This is a genomic window from Photobacterium alginatilyticum (assembly GCF_009910675.1).
Classification (GTDB): Bacteria; Pseudomonadota; Gammaproteobacteria; order Enterobacterales; family Vibrionaceae; genus Photobacterium; species Photobacterium alginatilyticum.
On sequence record NZ_RSEJ01000035.1, the window covers coordinates 23846 to 44225 of the forward strand.

Below are 20380 nucleotides of genomic sequence, written 5' to 3' on the forward strand. Positions count from 1 at the left end.
CTGAAAAACAGGCGCTCCTCCGAATCCCCTAGGCCCGTCGCATGGATACCCTGGAAAATACCAGTGCCTCTACGGTGCACAGTATTAGCCCGATCCAGATAAACCCGAAACTAACGACTTTTACCTGATCCAGCACTTCGCCAAAAATGAATACTGCCAATACAAACTGCAAGCTGGGCTCGATATATTGGGTCAGGCCAATCATCGTCAACGTCGTTCGTTCCACCGCCAGGGCAAAAAATACCAACGGCAACAAGGTCACTGGCGCAGCACCGGCATAAAGCCAGAAAGTGGTCATATCGCCCGCCAGCACTGTCGAGCTCCCATCCATGAAGCCAAACACCAGATAGCCCAGCGCAAACGGCATTAATAATGTCACTTCAACGGACATCGAGGTCAGCGAGTCGAACTGAATATATTTCTTGATTAGGCCGTAAAGCGCAAAGAAGCTGCCCATCACCAATGACAACCAAGGCAACTCACCATAGAAGTAGACCTGATAGCCAATACCGCAGACAGCAAGGATCACTGCCGCTTTCTGCGCCCAGGTGAGCCGGTCTTTCAGAAACAACACACCAAAAGCGATGGAAAAAAGCGGGTTGATAAAATACCCGAGACTGGCCGCCAAGACCTGATCATTGGTTATTGCCCAGGTAAAAGCATAGAGTGAAACACAATTCAGAATTCCGGCGATAAAACACAGGCACAGTGACCGCTTGTTCTTCATCGCGTTGGAAAAAGTCAGGCTGGGTATCTTCAGGCACTTTAGAATCAGTAACATTAACGGCACCGAGAAAATGATTCTCATTGCAATCAACTCATTCGTATCCGCCTGAGGTGTAAACTGAAAGTACAGAGGCAACAACCCCCATAATACAAACGCGATAGTCGCGATCACATTACCGTTTACTCGAGCAAACATAATACCCACCCTGCCACTGAAAACATCAAACAATAAATTTGTTCAGCAAGGTTTCTTGCTGCTGAACTTTCGAGACCTGTTCATTCATTTGCAGAGATGATTCATGGGCCCGATCCGACACTTGCTGGGACAGATCTTTTATCTTGATCGTATTGTTATTGATTTCTTCAGCGACCAAACTTTGCTCTTCAGCCGCCGAAGCAATTTGCAAGTTCATATCAGAGATCTGAATAATGGATTGCTTAATTTGGTGGAGTGAATCACCGGCTTCCAATGCCTTCGACACGGCCTCATCAGTCAGCACTTTGCTTTTTTCCATCACACTGGTAGCCGAACGAGCCCCGGACTGAAGCTGGGCAATCATGCTATGGATTTCTGTTGTCGACTGCTGGGTACGCTGTGCCAATGTCCGGACTTCATCCGCCACAACGGCAAAACCGCGTCCTGAGTCACCGGCACGGGCAGCCTCTATTGCGGCATTAAGTGCCAGCAAGTTGGTTTGGTCGGCTATCTCATTAATCACCGAAAGAATCGACTCAATATTACCCGTTGCACTTTCTAAGTCCTGAACAACAACAACCGTCTCATCTATTTGCTTAGCCAGAGTACTGATAGCATCGGTTGTATGAGATACAACACTCACACCATCTTCCGCTGCCTTGTCCGCCTCCTGCGCTGCAGCAGCAGCCCCTTGCGCATTACCGGCAACATCTGAAGACGTTGAAGCCATCTCATTCATAGCCGTCGCCAGCTGCTCGACTTCCGCGAGTTGATTGGTAATGTCCGTCGCGGTTAGCGTGGCGCCCTGAGTCGTAACTTCAGCATCAGCACCAATTTCAGCGCCGAGAAGCTTGGTTTCTTGAATAAGGTGCTGTAACTTGCCGGTGAAAGCATTAAAGTTCTGGGCCAGCTCGGAAAACTCGATATCGGTATTGGTATCTAAGCGGTGAGTCAGATCACCCTGTCCGGAAGCCACATCTTTCATTGCCTCGTTTAATACCCCCAATGGACGCATAAAGTATCTCAATACAAAAATCAGGGCGAGAACGGCAATGAAGACAAAAGAAACGGTCATCACCATTGATGACGAGCGCAGCTGAATAATCGATGAGTAGGCTTTTTCGTAATCAAGAATGACACCGATATACCAGTCTTGACTATCAATAGCAGTAAAATCGATATAAGTCGGCTTACCTTTATAATCAATAAGTTTGTAGTTTTCGCTGATACCATGATCACCGATGAAAGCGTTCAGGTTCTTGCCGACCAGTTTCTGATCCGGGTGAGAAACAATCGTCCCATCCTTATTCACCATGAAGATGTACCCGGCATCAAATAATGAAATCTGGTTGATGGTGTCAGAAAGAAGGTCCAAGTTCAGATCATAAAAAATAGCAGCCTCAAACTGCCCCTCGTTATAAACAGGGGTAGCAATCGACACTAGAATACTCCCCGTATCCCCCATATAAGGAGCCGTGATAATAGTTTTACCTTCACTTTTGGCACGTCGGTACCATGGGCGAGATCTCGGATCGTACAAACTGCCCGGTTGCCAATTAATATCGTTACTCTGTATCCGTCCATCGGCTTCAAAGCCCATGCCAATCAGAGAAAAGGCATTCTTGGCGATAGGCTTGTTGATAACACTGGCAATATGTCCGGTAGAAACGTCGTCTTCAATCATTTGAGCGGTATAGGTCGCCAATTGCGATTTCGACACAATTTCATTGTCTACAGTTGCTTTCACACCATTTACAATTTCCGCAATGCTCTGATGAATTAACGGCTCGACTTGCGACTTTACCTGTCGGTATTGTTGAAGAGATAAAACTGACAGAGCAACAAACACAATAACGGATGATATAAAAACCACCTTGTGCTGAAATTTAATTTTCATAGTATCAATTCTTAACTGTTATTTTTTATATATTTCTAGATTATTACCTAGGGAATTTAACCACATTGTTTGAACGAGAGTCTGACCATATCAGAATATGTTGGTAATAATGCCTAAGCAGGAGAATACCTATGCTAAAAACAGCAAACATAAATACAATAAGATAACTACTCCCTTTTACATCGGAAGATGAAAAACAGAGTAATAGCCCAATACCAATGCCGACAGCGCTAAGTAGCTGCAGCATTGGATAGGAAAGGTGGAAAAAACATTTAAGGTTGAGCATAAATGAAAACAACCCATTTTTTAGTAATTTCAAAACAACCACCACCTACTTATCAATACACTAGAAATGCCACCGTTATAACCACTGCGTGATATATATCTACAAGAAAGTTATCAATGGTTGAAAAATAACTTTTCGAGTTGTACTGAAGCTGCTTATATCAAAAAAGACATAACTAACAGTAATATTAGCTATGCCCGCGAATGACGAATAGAAATACAGGAAGCAGCTTGTCTATTTACAAGCTGCTGCCGACAGATTACAGGGAAGGAGCGCTGAGCAGTTAGTGGCTTAGCCTTTATTTAACTGCTGCTCAACCAGCGTCTGCCAGTAGTTAACACCTGTCATCAGAATATTATCGTTAAAGTCATAATATGGATTATGAAGTGCCGTACCACCACACTCTCCCTGGCCATTACCTACCAGGATATAGCACCCTTTTACTTCGCGCAGCATGAAAGAGAAGTCCTCGCTGATCGTAAACGGCTCACAGCTTCCATTCACGTTCTCGGCCCCAACAACAGCCTCGGCAGCCTTAATAGCGTGGAGCGTCTCTTCCGGCGCATTGATAGTCGACAGGAAGCTGTTATTGAAGTGGTATTTGTAGTCTACGCCTGCCGACATACACTGCCCGGCAGCAACACGTTCAATGGCTTTTTCTATCTTATGCAACGCTTCATCCGTATAACTACGGGTATCGCCGGTAATTTTCACCTGGGAAGGAATAACATTCACAGTGCCGTTTGTTGCAAACTCAGTAACTGAAATAACCGCAGTTTCATTTATCGCGCTCAAATTACGCGAGACAATCGTCTGCATGGCCGTAACAATCTGTGCCCCGACGACAATCGGATCGGTCCCCATATGCGGCATCGCAGCATGGCCACCGGTTGCGATAACATCAATCTCAAAACTGCTTTCGCTGGCCATCAGCGATCCAGGTCTCGTTACTATCTGCCCCTCAGGGATCCCCGGCAAGTTGTGCATGGCATAAATGGCATCCATCTTCCAGCGCGTGAACAAACCATCTTCAATCATGGCTTTGGCACCCGTGCCACGCTCTTCATCCGGCTGAAAGATAAAATAAACTGTACCATCAAAGTTCTTACTTTGAGCTAGCTGGTATGCCGCACCAAGAAGCATAGCCGTATGGCCATCATGACCGCAGGCATGCATAGCACCTTCATGTACAGACGCATGATCAAAGGTGTTCGCTTCACAAATGCGTAATGCATCCATATCCGCTCGCAAACCAATTGAACGGTCGCTATCGCCACACTTCAGGATACCCACGACGCCTGTTCCACCAATACCGCAATGAACCTCAAGCCCGAACTCTTCCAGTTTCTTGGTCACAAACTCTGACGTTTTATACTCTTCCGTACCAAACTCAGGATGTTTATGCAGGTGATGACGCCAGTTGATAACGTTCTGTTCAATGGTCATTATTCTTCTCCGACAAACTCGCGCAGCAGTACTTTGCCGCTGCGCATCTATTAATTAAGCTTTTTGAGGTTTAAGCGTTTCTTCTTCAGTTTCTGGTTCCGTTGTTTCAAATTTGGTGAACACATATAGCGCTACAACAATGAGAGAAACAATAATAGTTTTACCCAACGCCATTTGCTCGCCAAGTGTGACAACTGCAACCAGGTAACCCACTAGCGGCATTAAGTTCAGTGCCATGGTTGCTTTTTCCACACCAATACGTTTGAAAGCAAACAACTGAATCAGGTAACTACCACCAGAAATACCTGTGCCTAGGAAGATCAACAAGCCAATGAGCAACGGACTAGACATAATGATAGTAATTTGGGAAAGGTCCAGCCCCATTGCAACGACCACAATAATACCCAGTACTGCGACAGAGATGTACTGATAAAGCATTGAAACAACAGAGCCGTATTTATCTGCCAGACTTGCACGCAAGTGTGCCGTCCAGGCGAGTGCCAACATAGAGCATGTGACATACACATAGCCCAATAGCGGCGTCCCACCTTCAATCGTATTCGTCGGGCCAACGCTCATAGCATAAATACAAACGGCTGACGCAATAAATGCACCCCATTGGATTTTGTTCATTTTAAAGTTCATGAACATCATGCCAAAGAAGACAGTTGCAAATGGCTGCATCCCCTGGATAACACCATTCTCTGTCGCGCCAATGTGAGATAAAGAAAGGAAGTTAAACAGCGAAAATACACCTTGACCAACAATTCCGCACAGCGCAATTTTCAGGTAATCTTTTTTCTCAATCTTTAATGAAGAGCCTAAATCCTTGCTGAGGCTTTCACTGCGGGAAGTAAAGAAAAAGATAATAGAAAGGCCAATTACAGCAGTTACATAACGGAAAAATACCAGTGTCATTGGATCAACCGCCATCGACAACGGCTTAGATACAACCCCGGTAACACCCCAAATTACGGCTACCGCGATGGCAGCAACCCACCCCAAAAATATATCTTTTTTAGTCATATTCATGATACATGCCTACAAAATCATTATTTTTATTCATGAAAACAGGCAGTACACAATATGCACTGCCTCATGTTTTATTTCTTTTATTCAGTTACAGGTTTTGGCTCTGATGCTGTTTCTTTATGAGCGAACTTCATAAATAGCATCATAGAAACAACAACCACAGCCATCGCAAGTAAGCGCATCGGCGTTACCGCTTCACCCAGTGCAAAGACAGCCAGTACAAACGAAGACAGAGGCATCAGGTTCAACGCCATACCGGTACCGTCAACACCAACACGCTCCATTGCGTAGATGTACACAAGGTAACTTGTACCTGAGATACCAACACCAAGAATAACGATACATAGCATACGTAGCGGCGAGCTGAAGATACCCAGCGCTGAAGAGAAATCAGCACCTGAGAACATCAGATAAACACCAAAGCCGATAGAGGCGAAAATGAACTGGTGGAACATGGTTGCAACAGAGCCGTATTTTTCAGCCAGTTTCGCACGAGCATAGGCTGTGCAAGAGAAGCTTGCAGCACTACCAAGACAGATAAGGTGACCGATGTTAAAACCGTTTGTTTCCGAGTTCGGATCCATAACCAAGATAGCAACACCGACAAATGCACCGACAGCAGCCAGCATTTGTAGGATGGTAAAATGGGCATTGTGGCGGAAGAAGCCGACGGTCAGGATCAAGATTGGGATCAAGCCTTGAATAACGCCATTTTCTGAAGCCGTAATATAATCTAGTGACAGGAACGACAGGTAACTAAAGGCACCCTGACCAACGATGCCACAGGCCGCAGCCCAGAACACATCACTGCGGTTATCCCACGTTAACTTGAAGTCTGCCTTTTTCTTCATCTTGCCGGTCGATAGGCCAACATTAAATACAATACCCAAAGTAATGAAAGCAACGGTATAACGGACCCATACCAGTACCTGCGCATCCATCACTTCCATAATAGGTGTACCGACAATCCACGGTATACCCCATAGCAATCCGATAAAGATCGCTGCAATCCAACCCTTCACTGTGTTACTCATGATCTAATCCTTTCTTCTACACTTATTGGTTTAGTAGACGTCCGTAACCTGGACACTGCGCTGCTTTTCCGGTCAGATGCATCGCATGCCAGAACATTGCTGAATTGCTGCAAACAACGGGAATATCAAACTTGTCTTCAATTTCCTGAATATGGTCGAGGACGCGTAAATTGGTGCACGACATAAAGACTAAATCGGCCCCCGAATCAGGTAAGATCTTGTCTAGAGCCTCAAGCATGGACTCTTTAGAAACTGTTGTAATATCAGTATCTTTTTCAATTCCCAGCGAGCCAAGGACAACGACCTCGAAGCCGGCGTTGGTCAGCTGCTGGTACAGAGGGAAATTCACTTCTGTCGGATATGGAGAGAAAACGGCAATTTTCTTGGCGCCTAGGTGCTTGAATGCGGCCTGGGCTGCGGTCCATGGGTTGGTAGCAGGGATATCACCGCGATTTTTGGTCAGCAGGTTGGCAACCTTTTCCTCACCGATAATGATAGAGGCCGAAGTACAGCCGAAAGCCATCACATCCATCGGCAAACCTGTCGCAATCAAATCTGACGCATCGCTGATGCCGGTCGCAATCTGATCCAAGGCTTCAGGCGTCATTTCGCTGCTGTAATAAACACGGGAGCTAAATACACCGGCCTGGGTACCAAGTAATTTTGCCCAGTCCATCTCTAGAGAGTGGTCAGTACTTAGCTGGACAAGACCAATGTGAACACGATCAATACGCGGAGACTGTACATGAGTAAGTGGAGTTTCAAACTTCTGGAATTCTTCAATCGTTTGCATGATTCTGATCTTTTTATAGTTATGTTGCTTGGTTGCCATGCCGAACACCTCGGCATGGCATAGAATTGAGCTTATGAGATAACAATTAGCTCAGGCTCAGCACGCTCGCTCAGCCACTCTGCACCGTCTTCGGTGATCACGATGTTCTCTTCGTGAACCATTGACTTACCAGGTGCATACACCATACCTGGCTCAAGAGTCATCACCATGCCCGGTTTCAGAACCGTGTTGTCAGTCGCCGTATTGGACGGACGCTCGGTCAGCTCCATTCCCAGGCCATGGCCTAGGCGGCCAACATCGTTGCCCAGTGCACCATTTGCCTCTAACACCTTCCACATTGCGTTGTAGATGTCAGTAGTGGTTGCTCCAGGTCGGGCCGCTTCAAAGCCCTTGGTTGTTGCTTCATAGGTTGCACGGTATGCAGCTTTGGTCTCTTCGCTTGCACTGCCGAATGCCCAGTTACGGTCAAAGTCAGAGAAATAGCCGTCACGAACCGCACCGGTATCAATGATCAGCACGTCACCCTCTTCGATAACGCGATCTGTCGGGCCCATAATGATGCTGTCGTAACCGTCAGGGCCTGAACCAGCAATGATGTAAGGACATTCATCGGCACCTTCCAGCAGCATATCGATACGGAACTGCTTACAAATCTCACGCTCAGTCATGCCAGCACGGGCATAATCAGGGATTTTATTGAAGCCTATATTGGTGATGCGGCAGATTTCACGAGTCTTCTCGATCTCAGCCTGCGATTTAATCTGGCGCAGCTCGTGCATCGCTAATGACACATCCACGAACTCTTTCTTCACCATGGTTGTCAGCTTCAGGTAGTTGTTCACCGGCATGCGCAAGTGAGACTCGATACCCAATGTCGCACCGACTCGACCGTGACGGCATGGCAGCGAGTTCAGGGCACTGGCCACCAGGCTGATCCCGTCATCTTCTGGACGCGGTGACGGCCAGGTAATGATGTTCTCAACCCAAGTACCAGCCATACCACTTGCACCAATTTCAGGGATGATGGCAATTGGCTTGCCTTCGGCAGGAACCACGACAAACCAAGGACGAGTTGGGCTATGCCAGAACTGTGTATGGAACCCAGTAAAGTAACGAACATTCGGCTCAGTTGTGAAAATCATCGCATCGAGCTTCATCTCATGCATGACTTTCTGTGCACGTGCTGTTCTATGTTCAAATTCAGACGTTTCAAAACCACGTTGTAAATAGTTAGTCATTACGACCTCTTCCTTTATTGTCATGGCTGTGTGGTAAGGCTTTAGGGCACAGAAGTGAACGGTAACCGCCACACAGTTCAATATTGTTTACGTTACTGTGGTGCATCTTACTGAATATTGAGTTAAATAATGTGACCTGCGTCGCGCAGTTAACTTTAGTGCACTATTAATGCGTTAATTTGGAATTTTTTGTGATTTAAGTCAATTTTAGTTCCCGTTAGTTAACTTTACAGTTGCCTGATATCGCAATTTATAGTTTTATAGTTACACAAAGTTGATTTTAGCCTTGCTTTCTTGGCAACTGAGGAACAAAATAGTTAACAGTCTCAGTTCACTATTGTGGTCATAAATGAAAACTACAGCATATGCATCGTTTAATGCAGAATTTACCGACAAAGACAGAGAGTTCTTGGTTACTTACTTTCGGTTAGCCGACACTATTGCTGATTTTATCGGTCCTCATTGCGAGGTTGTGATTCACTCATTTGAAAGTCTTGAGAAATCAGTCGTCAAGATCGTCAACGGCCACCACACGGGCCGTAAGGTCGGATCCCCGATAACTGATCTCGGGCTAAAAATGCTCAGCCTGATCGAAAAAACAGGCGAAGTAACACCGAAAAGCTATTTCACGACGAGCAAAGATGGCTCTTTACTGAAATCAACGACCTGCGTATTGGCAGGAGAGAACGGAAAGCCGATTGGATTGTTTTGTATCAATATGAACCTGTCCCATCCCTTCCCGGAAATTATCAAGACATTAATGCCCGACATGGCGAACTCCCACGTCGCTGTTAATGAAAATTTCAGTTCATGTGCAACCGATGTGATTGAGCAAGCGCTTGATCATGCTATTCAAGAAATTGAAAGTGACACCTCGGTTAACTTGAAAGGTAAAAACAAAGCGATAACCAAGCTATTACTTGAAAACGGGATATTTGAATTAAAAGAGGCGACAGCCATGGTTTCCGAGCGACTCGGGATCACTCGCCATGCAGTTTATAAATATATCCGCGAATTCAAATCGTAATAACAGACATAAAAGAGAAAGATAATGAAGACAAAAATCCACACAGATCTAGCCCCAGCAGCAATTGGTCCATACTCACAAGGTACGGCATTCAAAGACATGGTTTTCACTTCTGGCCAACTACCGCTAGACCCGAAAACAATGGCTTTTGTTGAGGGAGGCATCAAGGAACAGGCTCGTAAGTCGCTGGAAAACCTAAAGGCAGTGCTGGAAGAGAGCGGTGCTTCATTGGATTCTGTGCTGAAAACAACGTGTTTTCTGTCTGATATGGAAAACTTCGCTGCATTCAACGAAGTATACACAGAAGTATTTGGTACCGAGAACGCGCCAGCCCGTTCATGTGTCGAAGCTGCACGTTTGCCTAAAGATGCACTGGTTGAAGTAGAAGCTGTCGCTTTTATCCACCAGTAATAACGAAGTGAGGCCAGCCGTCGCCGACGGTGGCCTAGTCCCTGTTCTGCCCCTTTCGAAGTGATGATTATGCTTAAAGTCTCTAATAACCAGTTCTATACCGGTGAAACCTGTTCACTGTTCACGACAGAAATCGCGCAACGTACCCGCGAATTCCATCGTCAAATTGAGGGTTACCAGCCAACACCTTTGGTTTCATTGCCTCAACTTGCCGCCAAACTTGGCGTAAAAGCCATTTTGGTCAAAGATGAGTCTCACCGTTTTGGTCTAAACGCATTTAAGGTACTGGGCGGTTCATATGCCCTAGGCAGACTACTGGCTGAACATCTGGAAATGGATATTGCCGAGATCGACCTGAAAACGGTTGCTTCGAAACTAGAGAAACCACTGGTATTTACCACAGCGACAGCTGGCAACCACGGTACAGGCGTCGCATGGGCCGCCCGCGAAATGGGTCAAAAAGCTGTTGTATATATGCCGAAAGGCTCTGCACAAGCCAGTGTTAACCGAATCAAGGGACTGGGTGCCGAGTGTATCGTTACTGACGTTAACTATGACGATACTGTTCGTCTTGCCAACAAAACCGCCGAAGAAAACGGCTGGATGCTGGTACAAGATACAGCGTGGGAAGGTTACGACAAGATCCCAACCTGGATTTCGCAGGGCTACATGACAATGGCTGACGAGGCTATTGAACAGGCTGCGACTATGCCTGAAGGCCTGCCAACACACGTGATGCTTCAGGCAGGCGTGGGCGCAATGGCTGGCGGTGTTCTTGGCTTCCTGGCCGACAAACTGGGCGCAGAGAACTTTAAAACCATTATTGCCGAACCAAGTGCCGCTGACTGCATCTTCCGCTCCGGCTCAAGCGAAGACGGCAGCATGGTCAACGTAACCGGTGATCTCAACTCCATCATGGCCGGCTTGGCTTGCGGCGAACCTAACCCTGTTACCTGGCCAATCCTACGTAACTGTAGCGACGTATTTGTCTCTGTTGACGATAATGTTGCCGCTACTGGTATGCGTATTCTCGGCAACCCGCAAAAAGGCGATCAGGCCATCACCAGCGGTGAGTCAGGCGCAGTTACCATGGGTCTTCTACACCTGCTGGCAAATCACCCTGAAGGGCAGAAAGTGGCGCAGGGCCTTGGTCTTGGCCAAGATGCTGTGGTCATGATTTTCAGCACCGAAGGCAATACCAACGCTGAACGTTACCGCCAGATCGTCTGGGAAGGCAAGCTGCCTCTTAACGACTAAGAATAATCAAAAACATATCATTAGCTTGATAGGCTAATTGACAAAATATACCCCCTCTAAATAACAAGTTTAGAGGGGGTATTTTGTTGGCATTGATTCATTACGGCTGTCTCATTACATCTAGCCCATCATATCTATTTCATGATGTCTCTCATTGCACCTTCCCCAAGCAACCCGGTGAATCATCACTCGTTACTGGCTTTTTTATCTGTCGCCTTTTTTAGCGGTTTTGCCTCAGCCTTATCTCTCGGTGACAACTCTACAACTTGCTCTTTTTCTGCAGGATGGGTACTGCCAAAGAACTTGCCGCCTTGCTCGATACTTAAGTTATCACAGTAAATAGTGCCTGAAATTTTACCGCTTTCGATGATTTCAATGGCATTGGCGTAACAGGTTCCTTCGATAAGCCCATTCACAATGATTTTATCGGCATAGATCTCACCTTTAATGCGTCCTGACTTGCTAACTACTAAGTTTTTGTCAATCCGAAGCTTACCTTCGATAATGCCATCAACCTGAATATCGCACGCTAGCTGGAGCTCGCCAGTGATGTTACATCCCTTTGCGATGACAGTTGTAGTTGCATGCTGACCTGTTGCTTTACTTTGTTTGTTAAAGATGCCCATTTAACTTTTTTCTCTTTTTCAAAAATACATTCAAAATTGTCTATATCCCATTCGACAAACGGGCTAGGATCTAACGCCCTACCAATAAAACGGACTTCATAATGCAAATGCGGACCTGATGACAAACCTGAATTACCGGAATACCCAATCAAGTCTCCCTTGCTGACAAATGCACCGCTTCTGACAACAAACTTCTGCAAGTGGGAATATGACGACGTAAAACCAAAAGAGTGCTGCAAGCGCAAGAAGTTTCCCGACCCTTTATTGCTTGGTCGTACCGTCTCAACTACCCCGTCAGCAGGCGCGTAAATTGGCGTGCCTATATTCACCGCAAAATCCAACCCTCGGTGTAAACGTTTAGCACCTGTCACCGGGTGTTTCCGTAAACCAAATTGAGATGACTGCCTGGCATTTTTAACTGGGGCTCCATTGGGCAAACTCTTAAGAATAGCCACTCGGACTGCCGAATTAAGCTCAGCCACATTCAAGCGGGATTCCAGCTGCATGTCACCATCGGCATTTACGCCAAGCATATTTTCCAGGCTACCCAGCCGTTCAGACACTGTGATCAGTTGGTTTTCCCGGTCATCAAAATCGTGTTCAAGCTTTTTTCTCTGGAGCTCTAACGCATTAAGATCCTTGTTTAACGAAGAGGACAAGCTTTCCAACTCTGCTTGCTTAGCCCTCGAATAATCGACCTCATTGAGAAGGTATACGACTGTGCCAGCAATCAGTAATGAAGCGACCAACAGTGAAGCAACAGCCCAGCGAACAGCTTTTTGTTTCGACTTCCCTAGGTAGAAGTATTCGGAGCCATTTATGGTGGATACCGAAATAGTGATACGATCCTTCATGTCATTGTATTTTTAAAAGCTGGCCTTATTAATTGATAGGCGACGGCTTCGGCAATCTCTTAAGGGAGCCTGCCTATTGATCTGCAATTGTTTCGTTGTGATAGTATTTACCGTTTAGGCACCTGAGAGTTGATCGCGTGAAACTGGATGATATGGAACTGTTTGTGAAAGTGGTTGAGCAAGGCAGTTTTACCAAAGCAGCCGACTATTGCGAAATCCCCAAATCGACGGTCAGTCGCCGTATACGCGACCTGGAGCAAAGCCTGAAAACCCGGTTACTCGAGCGAACGACCCGACGCCTTCACCTCACCGAAGTCGGCGAAGCTTTTTTTCACAAGGCACAGCAAATACTGCAGGAAGTCGAAACCACTGAAAAAGAAATTGCCCAGAAGCAGGGGGACTATTCGGGTAAACTGACTGTCTACGCCCCTGACTGCATTCTTGAGCTCTGCGTCGATCATGTTGCCCAGTTCTGCCAGGATTATCCGGATATCTCACTAAATTTGCATTCTGACTCTCAGCCGCAGCACCTGATGGCCGAGAAACGGTTTGATTTGCAACTCAATATTGGCGAGCAGCCGGATTCTTCGTTTATCGCCCGTCCCCTGGCAACCCTAAACTATGACTACTTTGCCAGCCCTTGCTATCTTGCCGCTCACGGTATACCTAACACGCCAGCAGACCTTCAGCACCTATCAACTCTGGCCCTAACCCAAAGCAACCCCAAAGCAATGACTTGGCGTTTCCATCAGCAAGAATTGTCGCTAAACCATAAGTGCTGCGTAGACTCCCCCTATGTATTAAGGGCCCTGGCTGTCGCTGGACAGGGCATATGTTGCCTGCCGACAATTATGGTGAGCAACGAGATTGCAGCAAACAAGCTTGTTCGGCTGTTTAACGGTCAGTACGCCTTTCAGCAGAACTTGTACGGTGTCTACCACTCCCGACGCTATGTGCCCAACAAGGTAAAACTGCTGCTTGATGAGGTAGAGACGCTCCTGCAGACAAGGATCGACTCGCTCGAAGAAGGCATCAAGTAACACGACTTTTATTGTGCCATTTAATGGCACAGTGCATTCCACGAAGACCGGTTTTTCCTCTCATACGCCCGCTTTAGACTCTCTCCATCAGCACAATCAGAGTGAGTCTAACGAGATGAAAGACATTATCAAACAACACTCCAAAATCATCTTCTGGGTGAGTATGCTCATTGCCCAGATCATTGGAGCCTACCTATTTAAAGACCTGGCCGATATCAGCCAATGGGTTGTTCAATCGCCAAGGGAGACGACAATATGGGTCTGGAATAACCGCTGGATGCTGACTCTGGTTGGGTTTGCAACCATTGCGATCGCAAGCTTCCTCAAATACAAACAACGCGACATTATCAGCAACAAAACGTATATCTCTCTTACTGTCCTTTTTGCTTTCACCTTTTTCTGCGGCATGATCAACCCGCACATCATGATGCGTGCAAGAATGGATAACGGCGTTTTCGTCTCTATCGAGCAAGCCAAGAAATATGTCAAGCCTTACGAAAGCGTCATCGTACTAGAGATCAACGGTAAAGCACGGGCGCATTCCGACAAGCAGCTGCTGCGTCCTCATGTTGCTGGTAACGGCGACTTAGGCGGCGAGAATGTTGTTATGACCTACTGTGGCCTCACCAACTTAGGCATGGCTGTGACGCCGGAGATCAACGGCCAACCACTTGATCTTGCACCGATGACCCAGCTAGAAAACAACCTGGTTATGTATGACAAGATCAGTGGCGAGCCGATTCAGCAACTATGGGCTCAAAGTGAATCTGACCGTAACAGCGGCTCAGAGGCCAAAATGCGCGAATGGCCAACCTTCCGGATGCCATTTGAGAAATTTGCCAAGGCATACCCTGACGGCGAAGTCTACGTAAATGATTATCTGGTAGAAGGAATGCGCCCATCATTCTGGGAAAATCCATTCCTGGCTATTTACGACCCAATCATGGAGCTGATTTTCAAACTCGCAATTGGACACCAGAAAACGAATGACGAACCAACATTCCCGACTATCGAACATATTGACACACGTCTGCCGAGCAAGTTACTGGTTCATGGCCTGAACATTGGCGATGACTATGTCGCCTACACCGAAGAGTTTGTCCGTGAGCAGAGCTCACCAATCAACGCAACTATCGGCGGTAAAGAGGTAGTTGTCAGCTATGACGAAGAGTTCAAGAGCCTGGGCATTTTCTACAACACAACGGGAGGAAAGGTCACCGAGGTCGATTTCGATGGTCAGACGCCAAACGGCAAGCTACCTCGGGTAGAAACCGTCAAGGCCGGTGCCTTCTGGCTCATCTGGGCGAACTTCTTCCCGGAGACCGATATCAACCGGGTATAACCCTCAAACTCTACCCATCAAAGCAATGGCCTCGCGGTCATTGCTTTTTCTCTTTAAGATTAATACTCATACCGAACCCGCTTTACAGTCGATCAAGCCAAATCATGCTAAAACTAATACTGAAGAGAGTCTTTTGTTCATGTAATTAGAGGGTTGGCAATCAATGGTCTGGCAGATTACCGCTCAGAAATATATCGCTCAATGTTTAGTTGATCTACGGGCCATCACCTTGCGCTTACTGGCTCTGATCATCTTAAGCTTCACTGCCGTTTCATGTACCAGCCTGCCAGACCCCATACCGGAAAGCGTTTCCGACCAGCTTCGGTACTATCCTTCTTCTGCACAACACTGCGCCTTTCAGTTAGTCGATTTCAAGCGAACGGTGCAACAGCAAGGTGTACAGGATGTTCAACATCTCTGGGTTCCGCGCTACCCACATCTTGCCTTTGATCGCTTCAGCCTCTCGCTTATACCTGAGCTCACATCACAGCAAAGCAAAGAACAATGGCTACACTATGTTGCCCGGTTGGCCTCCGCTCAGAGAGAAGTCGAGTACCAGAACCTCGCCAACAAAGCCGGTTTTGATATTGAAAACAACGAGAAATGCGCACAGCAACTCACCAACACCGCGCTCGGCGACCGTCAGTTCTGGCGCCAGTTGCGCCAATATCCGCCTCACATTCAGTCTAACTATCAAAACTGGCAACGGGTTGTTGGCCTTTACCCTATCAGCAAGTCACTGGCAGCTCCTGCCATTGATACCGAAAAAAAACGAATTATCAGTGGCTTTATTTCTCCCCTGGATAAAAATACTATCACTTATACTGCTACCAGTACCTCACCGCTCCACCCGCAGGAAATCCAATCCTGGTTCACGCGCGCCAGCCAGCAATCTCATCTAGGATGGCCCCTGCTTAACGAGCATCAAGTCGCCCGGCTGTCTGAGCATTATGTACCGGAATTTCTTATCGAATCAGCATCGCTCGATGATAAACCCGGCCAGGTGGCATACCACTCTGGGGGCCAACCCTATGTAAAGACCAGTAAGCCGACGCTGTATACCAGCCACAGCTATACTCGGTTTCATGGCCAGATCCTATTGCAGCTAGAGTTCAGCATCTGGTTTGCCAACCGAACCGCAACCTCCGCGCTCGATCCTTACGCCGGTCAGTTCGACGGTCTCCTTGTCAGACTGACCCTCGATAGCCGAGGTAGGCCGTACATCCTCGACAGCATTCATCATTGTGGCTGCTACCATATGGTTTTTGCCCTGGATCCACAGCTTAAGTTCGCACAACGAAATACCAGTATCGAGGCTCCGATTACCATGCATGTTAATCCAAGGTCCGATGTGACCACTCTTCAGGTCACCGTCTCGAAGGGGGATCATATGATGAAAGGTTTACGCTGGGTTCAGGCCAGTGCTCAGCCACGCCAGCTCAATGTCCTCGACTACCAGCAATTGCGAAGCCTGCCGTTACAGAAAAGCCGATACAAAAGCCTGTTTGACGAGCAGGGAATGCTAATGGCCAGCACGCGTTTGGAGCGTTGGTACCTATGGCCGTTTGGTGTTAAATCGCCGGGCACAATGCGTCAGATTGGCCATCACGCCACGGCCTTTATTGGTGAGAGACACTTCGACGATGCCGATATGTTAAGCCCGCTTTTTCACAAGCCTTAACCGTTATCAATATTTTTACCAATCCTAAAAATCACAATGAGGAACGATACCTATTGTACCAATGGCCCTGTCATCATGGACAGGCTGGCATAGCACTTACAGGAACCAGTGATAGCTGCTTCTGAAACCTCAGCATTAAAGAGGCAAATTCCAACCTTCTCGAAGACAAGAAAAGGTTGCAAAACTGAACAGCCACTTTCTAACACATTTCACTACAATCAAGATTAGTTACCGAAGAATTCGTCAAGCCTGCTCAGCGGTAAAGGTATCTATTTCATTGCTAATTCAGACTGATTCAGAAAGTGGTCAGGCAAGTTAGGTTATACAAGATACCTATCAACTATTTACATCAATAATAACAACAGAGACAAAATGGCATTGTGATGAATACACGCAGTATCACGCTATACACTTTATCTGGGGTTTCAGCACTCTTTGGCTCCGGCTATGCAACCGCAGATAGCATTACCCGCTTTGATGACTACGGACCGTTGAGAACGTACGCCCAATCTCCCATCCAGTCGAATAGTCTGACACCGCTTGTGCGCAGCGGCTTTAGCTACCAGCCCGGAACCGTAGAGGTCTATACTACCGGGACCATTGCCAGTGTCTGGGCACATACCGATGAGTACAACGCCGACTATTACCAGAATGCCATATCCGTTGGCGGCCAGTGGCAAATCAATAGCAAATGGCTCGTCGAACTCGACTATACCTACCGGTTTTCAGCCAACAACCACCTGGACAGTTTGACCTCCGCCTTTCATGACGTATTCGGTATCAGTCAGAACGGACGCGATGAAGTAGACAAACACTCCTTTGATATCTCGGTTCCCCAGTACGGTGTCGAGATCCATGACTTCAACCGCGAAACACTCGGCAGTGCGCTGACCTTCTACACCAGCTACCAGTTACTGGAAACCAAACGACACGGCTTATCGATCGGCGGCTCACTGTATTACAACTATGTACCCAGCGGCCCGTTTGCAACCAGCAACTTTGAGCAGGCACTGCAGCTCAATTACAGCTATCGGCGTGACAGACACATGTTTTACAGTATGCTTGGCCTGTCATACCGAAATGACGACGAGGTGCTTGGCAATATCCCCTATAACTCAGTGGCCCTGTCGTTCGGTGCCGGCTATCAGTTCCAGTTAACTGAAAAGCACCGGCTACTTGCTGAGTACCATATCTATGAAGGGGCGACCGATGCCGCTTCCGATCTGTCCAAGCCGTCCAATGAAATTCTGCTCGGCTATCGTTACCACATGAAGCGAAGCGCCATTGAGTTCTCGATGATAGAAAATGTCTTTAACATGGATAACAGTACCGATATTGCCTTTACGCTCGGCTATCGACACCGTTTTTGATTTACATTGTAAACTCTGCCGTCATTAGCTAAATCTTTTCCTTGTTTAGCACATTCTCCAGATCACGCTCAAAACGCTCTATCAGGTAGTCGATGAAGATCCGTAGCCGTTTAGGGAGCAGCTTACGCTGCGGATAGACAAAGCTAATGGGGGCATGAGGCATTTCCCAGTCAGGCAGCAATTGCACTAGCCTGCCAGCAGCAAAATGTTCGCGACAGAGAAACTCGGGCAACATGGCAACGCCCAAACCATCCAGACAAGCCATTAGCGAAGCCGTGATGGTATTGACTCTCAAGCGGTAAGGTAAATCAATAAAGATTTCATTGTCGGCTTGCATCAAATGCCAGTTGGGCATCTTTACAGCCTTATTGTAAATTTTCACCTGCTGATGGGGGGCTTTAAGATCTCCGGGAGTCGTAATCGGTCCATACTGCGCGAGATAGTCCGGGCTGGCAGCCATCACTCGCTTTGTCGTATAAAATGGCCGGGCAATCATACTGGAGTCTGAGACCTCACCTACCTGGGCATACAAGTCAATCCCTTCCCCGATGATATCAACTTCACGGTTGGTCAGTTCAAAGTGTACGGTGACATTGGGGTATAGTTTCAAAAAGTCGTTGATGTAAGGGCCAAATACCTTCTGTCCTAGCTCAACGGGCATCACCACGTTCAGCCGTCCTCTAATCAAATCCTGATTAGCCGTGACCTCCAGCTCGGCCTGCCCCAAAATTTCAAGCATCTGCAAGCATGACTGATAGAAAGCTTCCCCTTCTGGCGTCAGAGTCAAACTTCGGGTCGAACGCGTGATCAAGCGCACACCCAAATGTTGTTCAAGCTCGGCCACTTTACGGCTTACTGTCGACTTTGTTAAATCCAACATTTCTGCTGCTTGGGTAAAGCTTCCACATTCAACAACTTGAGAGAAAATAGCAACGGTATTGAGGTCCATTCTGCCACCTATTAATTAGATTTCTGCAACAGTGTTTCCTTTTTTTCCTATCCAATCAACCAATCATTCTCGCTTACACTTTGTAACACAAAAAAATCTCAATTAATCACATCATCAATGAGGACTCCATGACTGATACCCCACAATACAAGAAGAGCAAAGCGCCGCTGATCGCAACCTTCATCATGCTGGCCCTGGGTCTTGGTGCCGGGGGGTATTGGTTTAGCTACGGACAGTACTTCGAATCGACGGACAATGCCTATCTTCAAGGTGATATCACCAACATCAGCCCAAAAATCTCCGGCTATATCACCGATTCTTTTGTTATCGATAATCAAACAGTCAAAACCGGTCAGCTACTGGCTAAAATTGATGACAGGGATTTCATTGCAGCCCGAGACAAAGCCGAGGCAAACCTTGCTGTCAGCCAGGCAGCTATCAATAACCTGACTGCTGAGCAGCAATTACAGAAAACCAAAATCCGCCAATCAGAAAGCCAGATAGCTTCCGCCAAGGCCGAGCATGAGCGGGCACAGCAGCAGGTAAACCGTACCCGAAGCCTGCTTAAACGCAACTACTCCTCACAGGATGAACTCGACAGCGTTACTTCTCACCTGAAAGTGACCAAAGCCCAGCTTGACGAAGCAATAGCCAGCTATCAGGCCGCCCAAGATCAGCTGGCCGTCATAGCCAGCCAAATCGTCCAGGCCGAAGCCTCTGTCGACGAAGCCAATGTCCAGCTCGATCAGGCGCAACTCAACCTCAGCTACACCAATATTTATGCACCTGTTGACGGCATTGTCGGCAAGCGTAGCCTACGCGTTGGCTTATATGTCCAGCCAGGCATGCCGCTGATGAGCCTGGTTCCAACTTCAGATGTATGGATTGAGGCCAACTTCAAAGAAACCCAGCTGGCAGAGATCCATCGAGGGCAAAAAGTCGAAGTCGAGCTCGATGCATTTCCCGGCCAGCCGCTGGAAGGTATTGTCGACAGCTTTTCACCGGCAACTGGCGCTAAGTTCGCCTTGCTGCCTCCTGAAAACGCGACAGGCAACTTCACTAAGATTGTTCAACGAGTCCCTGTAAAAATAACCATCGCCGATCCAGCCCAGCTCCAGGGCCGATTAATCCCGGGGCTATCTGTTGTTGCCACTGTCGATACCCGAGGCTAACGC

Annotated in this window: 18 protein-coding genes; 8 read left to right on the forward strand and 10 right to left on the reverse strand. The window is 47.3% G+C overall.

What is annotated here, in order from left to right:
• Positions 1 to 28: 28 nt before the first annotated feature.
• The 7 genes from rarD to EIZ48_RS24660 all read right to left on the reverse strand — a co-directional run bounded on the left by rarD (position 29) and on the right by EIZ48_RS24660 (position 8648).
• Positions 29 to 922 (reverse strand): EamA family transporter RarD, encoded by an 894-nt coding sequence (gene rarD, locus EIZ48_RS24630; RefSeq protein WP_160657602.1) that lies wholly within the window; start codon positions 920 to 922, stop codon positions 29 to 31.
• A 25-nt stretch (positions 923 to 947) separates the two neighbouring features.
• Positions 948 to 2813 (reverse strand): methyl-accepting chemotaxis protein, encoded by a 1866-nt coding sequence (locus EIZ48_RS24635; protein WP_160657641.1) that lies wholly within the window; start codon positions 2811 to 2813, stop codon positions 948 to 950.
• Between the two features lie 583 nt (positions 2814 to 3396).
• A complete protein-coding gene (locus EIZ48_RS24640) occupies positions 3397 to 4551 on the reverse strand; it encodes a M20 aminoacylase family protein (protein WP_160657604.1) in 1155 nt (384 codons plus the stop codon).
• 54 nt (positions 4552 to 4605) lie between these two features.
• Positions 4606 to 5583 (reverse strand): DMT family transporter, encoded by a 978-nt coding sequence (locus EIZ48_RS24645; RefSeq protein ID WP_160657607.1) that lies wholly within the window; start codon positions 5581 to 5583, stop codon positions 4606 to 4608.
• An 80-nt stretch (positions 5584 to 5663) separates the two neighbouring features.
• Entirely contained in the window at positions 5664 to 6617 is a 954-nt protein-coding gene (locus EIZ48_RS24650) for a DMT family transporter (RefSeq protein ID WP_160657609.1), read from the reverse strand.
• A 22-nt stretch (positions 6618 to 6639) separates the two neighbouring features.
• On the reverse strand, positions 6640 to 7410 hold the full coding sequence (locus tag EIZ48_RS24655) for an aspartate racemase/maleate isomerase family protein (RefSeq protein ID WP_160657643.1): 771 nt from the start codon (positions 7408 to 7410) through the stop codon (positions 6640 to 6642).
• Positions 7411 to 7481: 71 nt separating this feature from the next.
• Positions 7482 to 8648 carry a M24 family metallopeptidase gene (locus EIZ48_RS24660; RefSeq protein WP_160657612.1) on the reverse strand — a complete coding sequence of 389 codons (1167 nt, stop codon included), beginning with the start codon at positions 8646 to 8648 and terminating at the stop codon, positions 7482 to 7484.
• A gap of 349 nt (positions 8649 to 8997) precedes the next feature.
• Between EIZ48_RS24660 and EIZ48_RS24665 the strand changes: the two genes are divergently transcribed.
• The 3 genes from EIZ48_RS24665 (at position 8998) to dpaL (ending at position 11343) form a co-directional block, all read left to right on the forward strand.
• Positions 8998 to 9675, forward strand: coding sequence for a helix-turn-helix transcriptional regulator (locus tag EIZ48_RS24665; RefSeq protein WP_075764350.1), 678 nt, complete (start codon positions 8998 to 9000; stop codon positions 9673 to 9675).
• 24 nt (positions 9676 to 9699) lie between these two features.
• On the forward strand, positions 9700 to 10086 hold the full coding sequence (locus tag EIZ48_RS24670; RefSeq protein ID WP_160657614.1) for a RidA family protein: 387 nt from the start codon (positions 9700 to 9702) through the stop codon (positions 10084 to 10086).
• Between the two features lie 69 nt (positions 10087 to 10155).
• A complete protein-coding gene (gene dpaL, locus EIZ48_RS24675) occupies positions 10156 to 11343 on the forward strand; it encodes a diaminopropionate ammonia-lyase (RefSeq protein WP_160657615.1) in 1188 nt (395 codons plus the stop codon).
• A 185-nt stretch (positions 11344 to 11528) separates the two neighbouring features.
• On the opposite strand, the gene EIZ48_RS24680 is transcribed toward dpaL, so the two are convergent.
• Complete coding sequence (locus EIZ48_RS24680; protein ID WP_160657616.1) at positions 11529 to 11969, reverse strand: bactofilin family protein; 441 nt, start codon at positions 11967 to 11969, stop codon at positions 11529 to 11531.
• Positions 11873 to 12823: a M23 family metallopeptidase gene (locus EIZ48_RS24685; RefSeq protein WP_160657618.1), complete on the reverse strand. Its 951-nt coding sequence runs from the start codon at positions 12821 to 12823 to the stop codon at positions 11873 to 11875. Before EIZ48_RS24685 ends, EIZ48_RS24680 begins: the two co-directional genes overlap by 97 nt.
• Before the next feature lie 137 nt (positions 12824 to 12960).
• Here EIZ48_RS24685 and EIZ48_RS24690 point away from each other — a divergent pair, with 137 nt between their 5' ends.
• The 4 genes from EIZ48_RS24690 (at position 12961) to EIZ48_RS24705 (ending at position 18256) form a co-directional block, all read left to right on the forward strand.
• Positions 12961 to 13863 carry a LysR substrate-binding domain-containing protein gene (locus EIZ48_RS24690; RefSeq protein WP_160657619.1) on the forward strand — a complete coding sequence of 301 codons (903 nt, stop codon included), beginning with the start codon at positions 12961 to 12963 and terminating at the stop codon, positions 13861 to 13863.
• A gap of 115 nt (positions 13864 to 13978) precedes the next feature.
• A complete protein-coding gene (locus tag EIZ48_RS24695; RefSeq protein ID WP_160657620.1) occupies positions 13979 to 15205 on the forward strand; it encodes a DUF3179 domain-containing (seleno)protein in 1227 nt (408 codons plus the stop codon).
• A 163-nt stretch (positions 15206 to 15368) separates the two neighbouring features.
• On the forward strand, positions 15369 to 16886 hold the full coding sequence (locus tag EIZ48_RS24700; RefSeq protein ID WP_240153089.1) for a hypothetical protein: 1518 nt from the start codon (positions 15369 to 15371) through the stop codon (positions 16884 to 16886).
• 383 nt (positions 16887 to 17269) lie between these two features.
• Positions 17270 to 18256 (forward strand): DUF3187 family protein, encoded by a 987-nt coding sequence (locus tag EIZ48_RS24705; protein ID WP_160657622.1) that lies wholly within the window; start codon positions 17270 to 17272, stop codon positions 18254 to 18256.
• Positions 18257 to 18284: 28 nt separating this feature from the next.
• Here the strand turns inward: EIZ48_RS24705 and EIZ48_RS24710 are convergent, their stop codons facing one another.
• Positions 18285 to 19205, reverse strand: a complete 921-nt coding sequence (locus tag EIZ48_RS24710) for a LysR family transcriptional regulator (protein WP_160657623.1) — start codon at positions 19203 to 19205, stop codon at positions 18285 to 18287.
• A 128-nt stretch (positions 19206 to 19333) separates the two neighbouring features.
• Here EIZ48_RS24710 and EIZ48_RS24715 point away from each other — a divergent pair, with 128 nt between their 5' ends.
• On the forward strand, positions 19334 to 20377 hold the full coding sequence (locus EIZ48_RS24715) for an HlyD family secretion protein (protein ID WP_160657624.1): 1044 nt from the start codon (positions 19334 to 19336) through the stop codon (positions 20375 to 20377).
• Positions 20378 to 20380 lie beyond the last annotated feature (3 nt).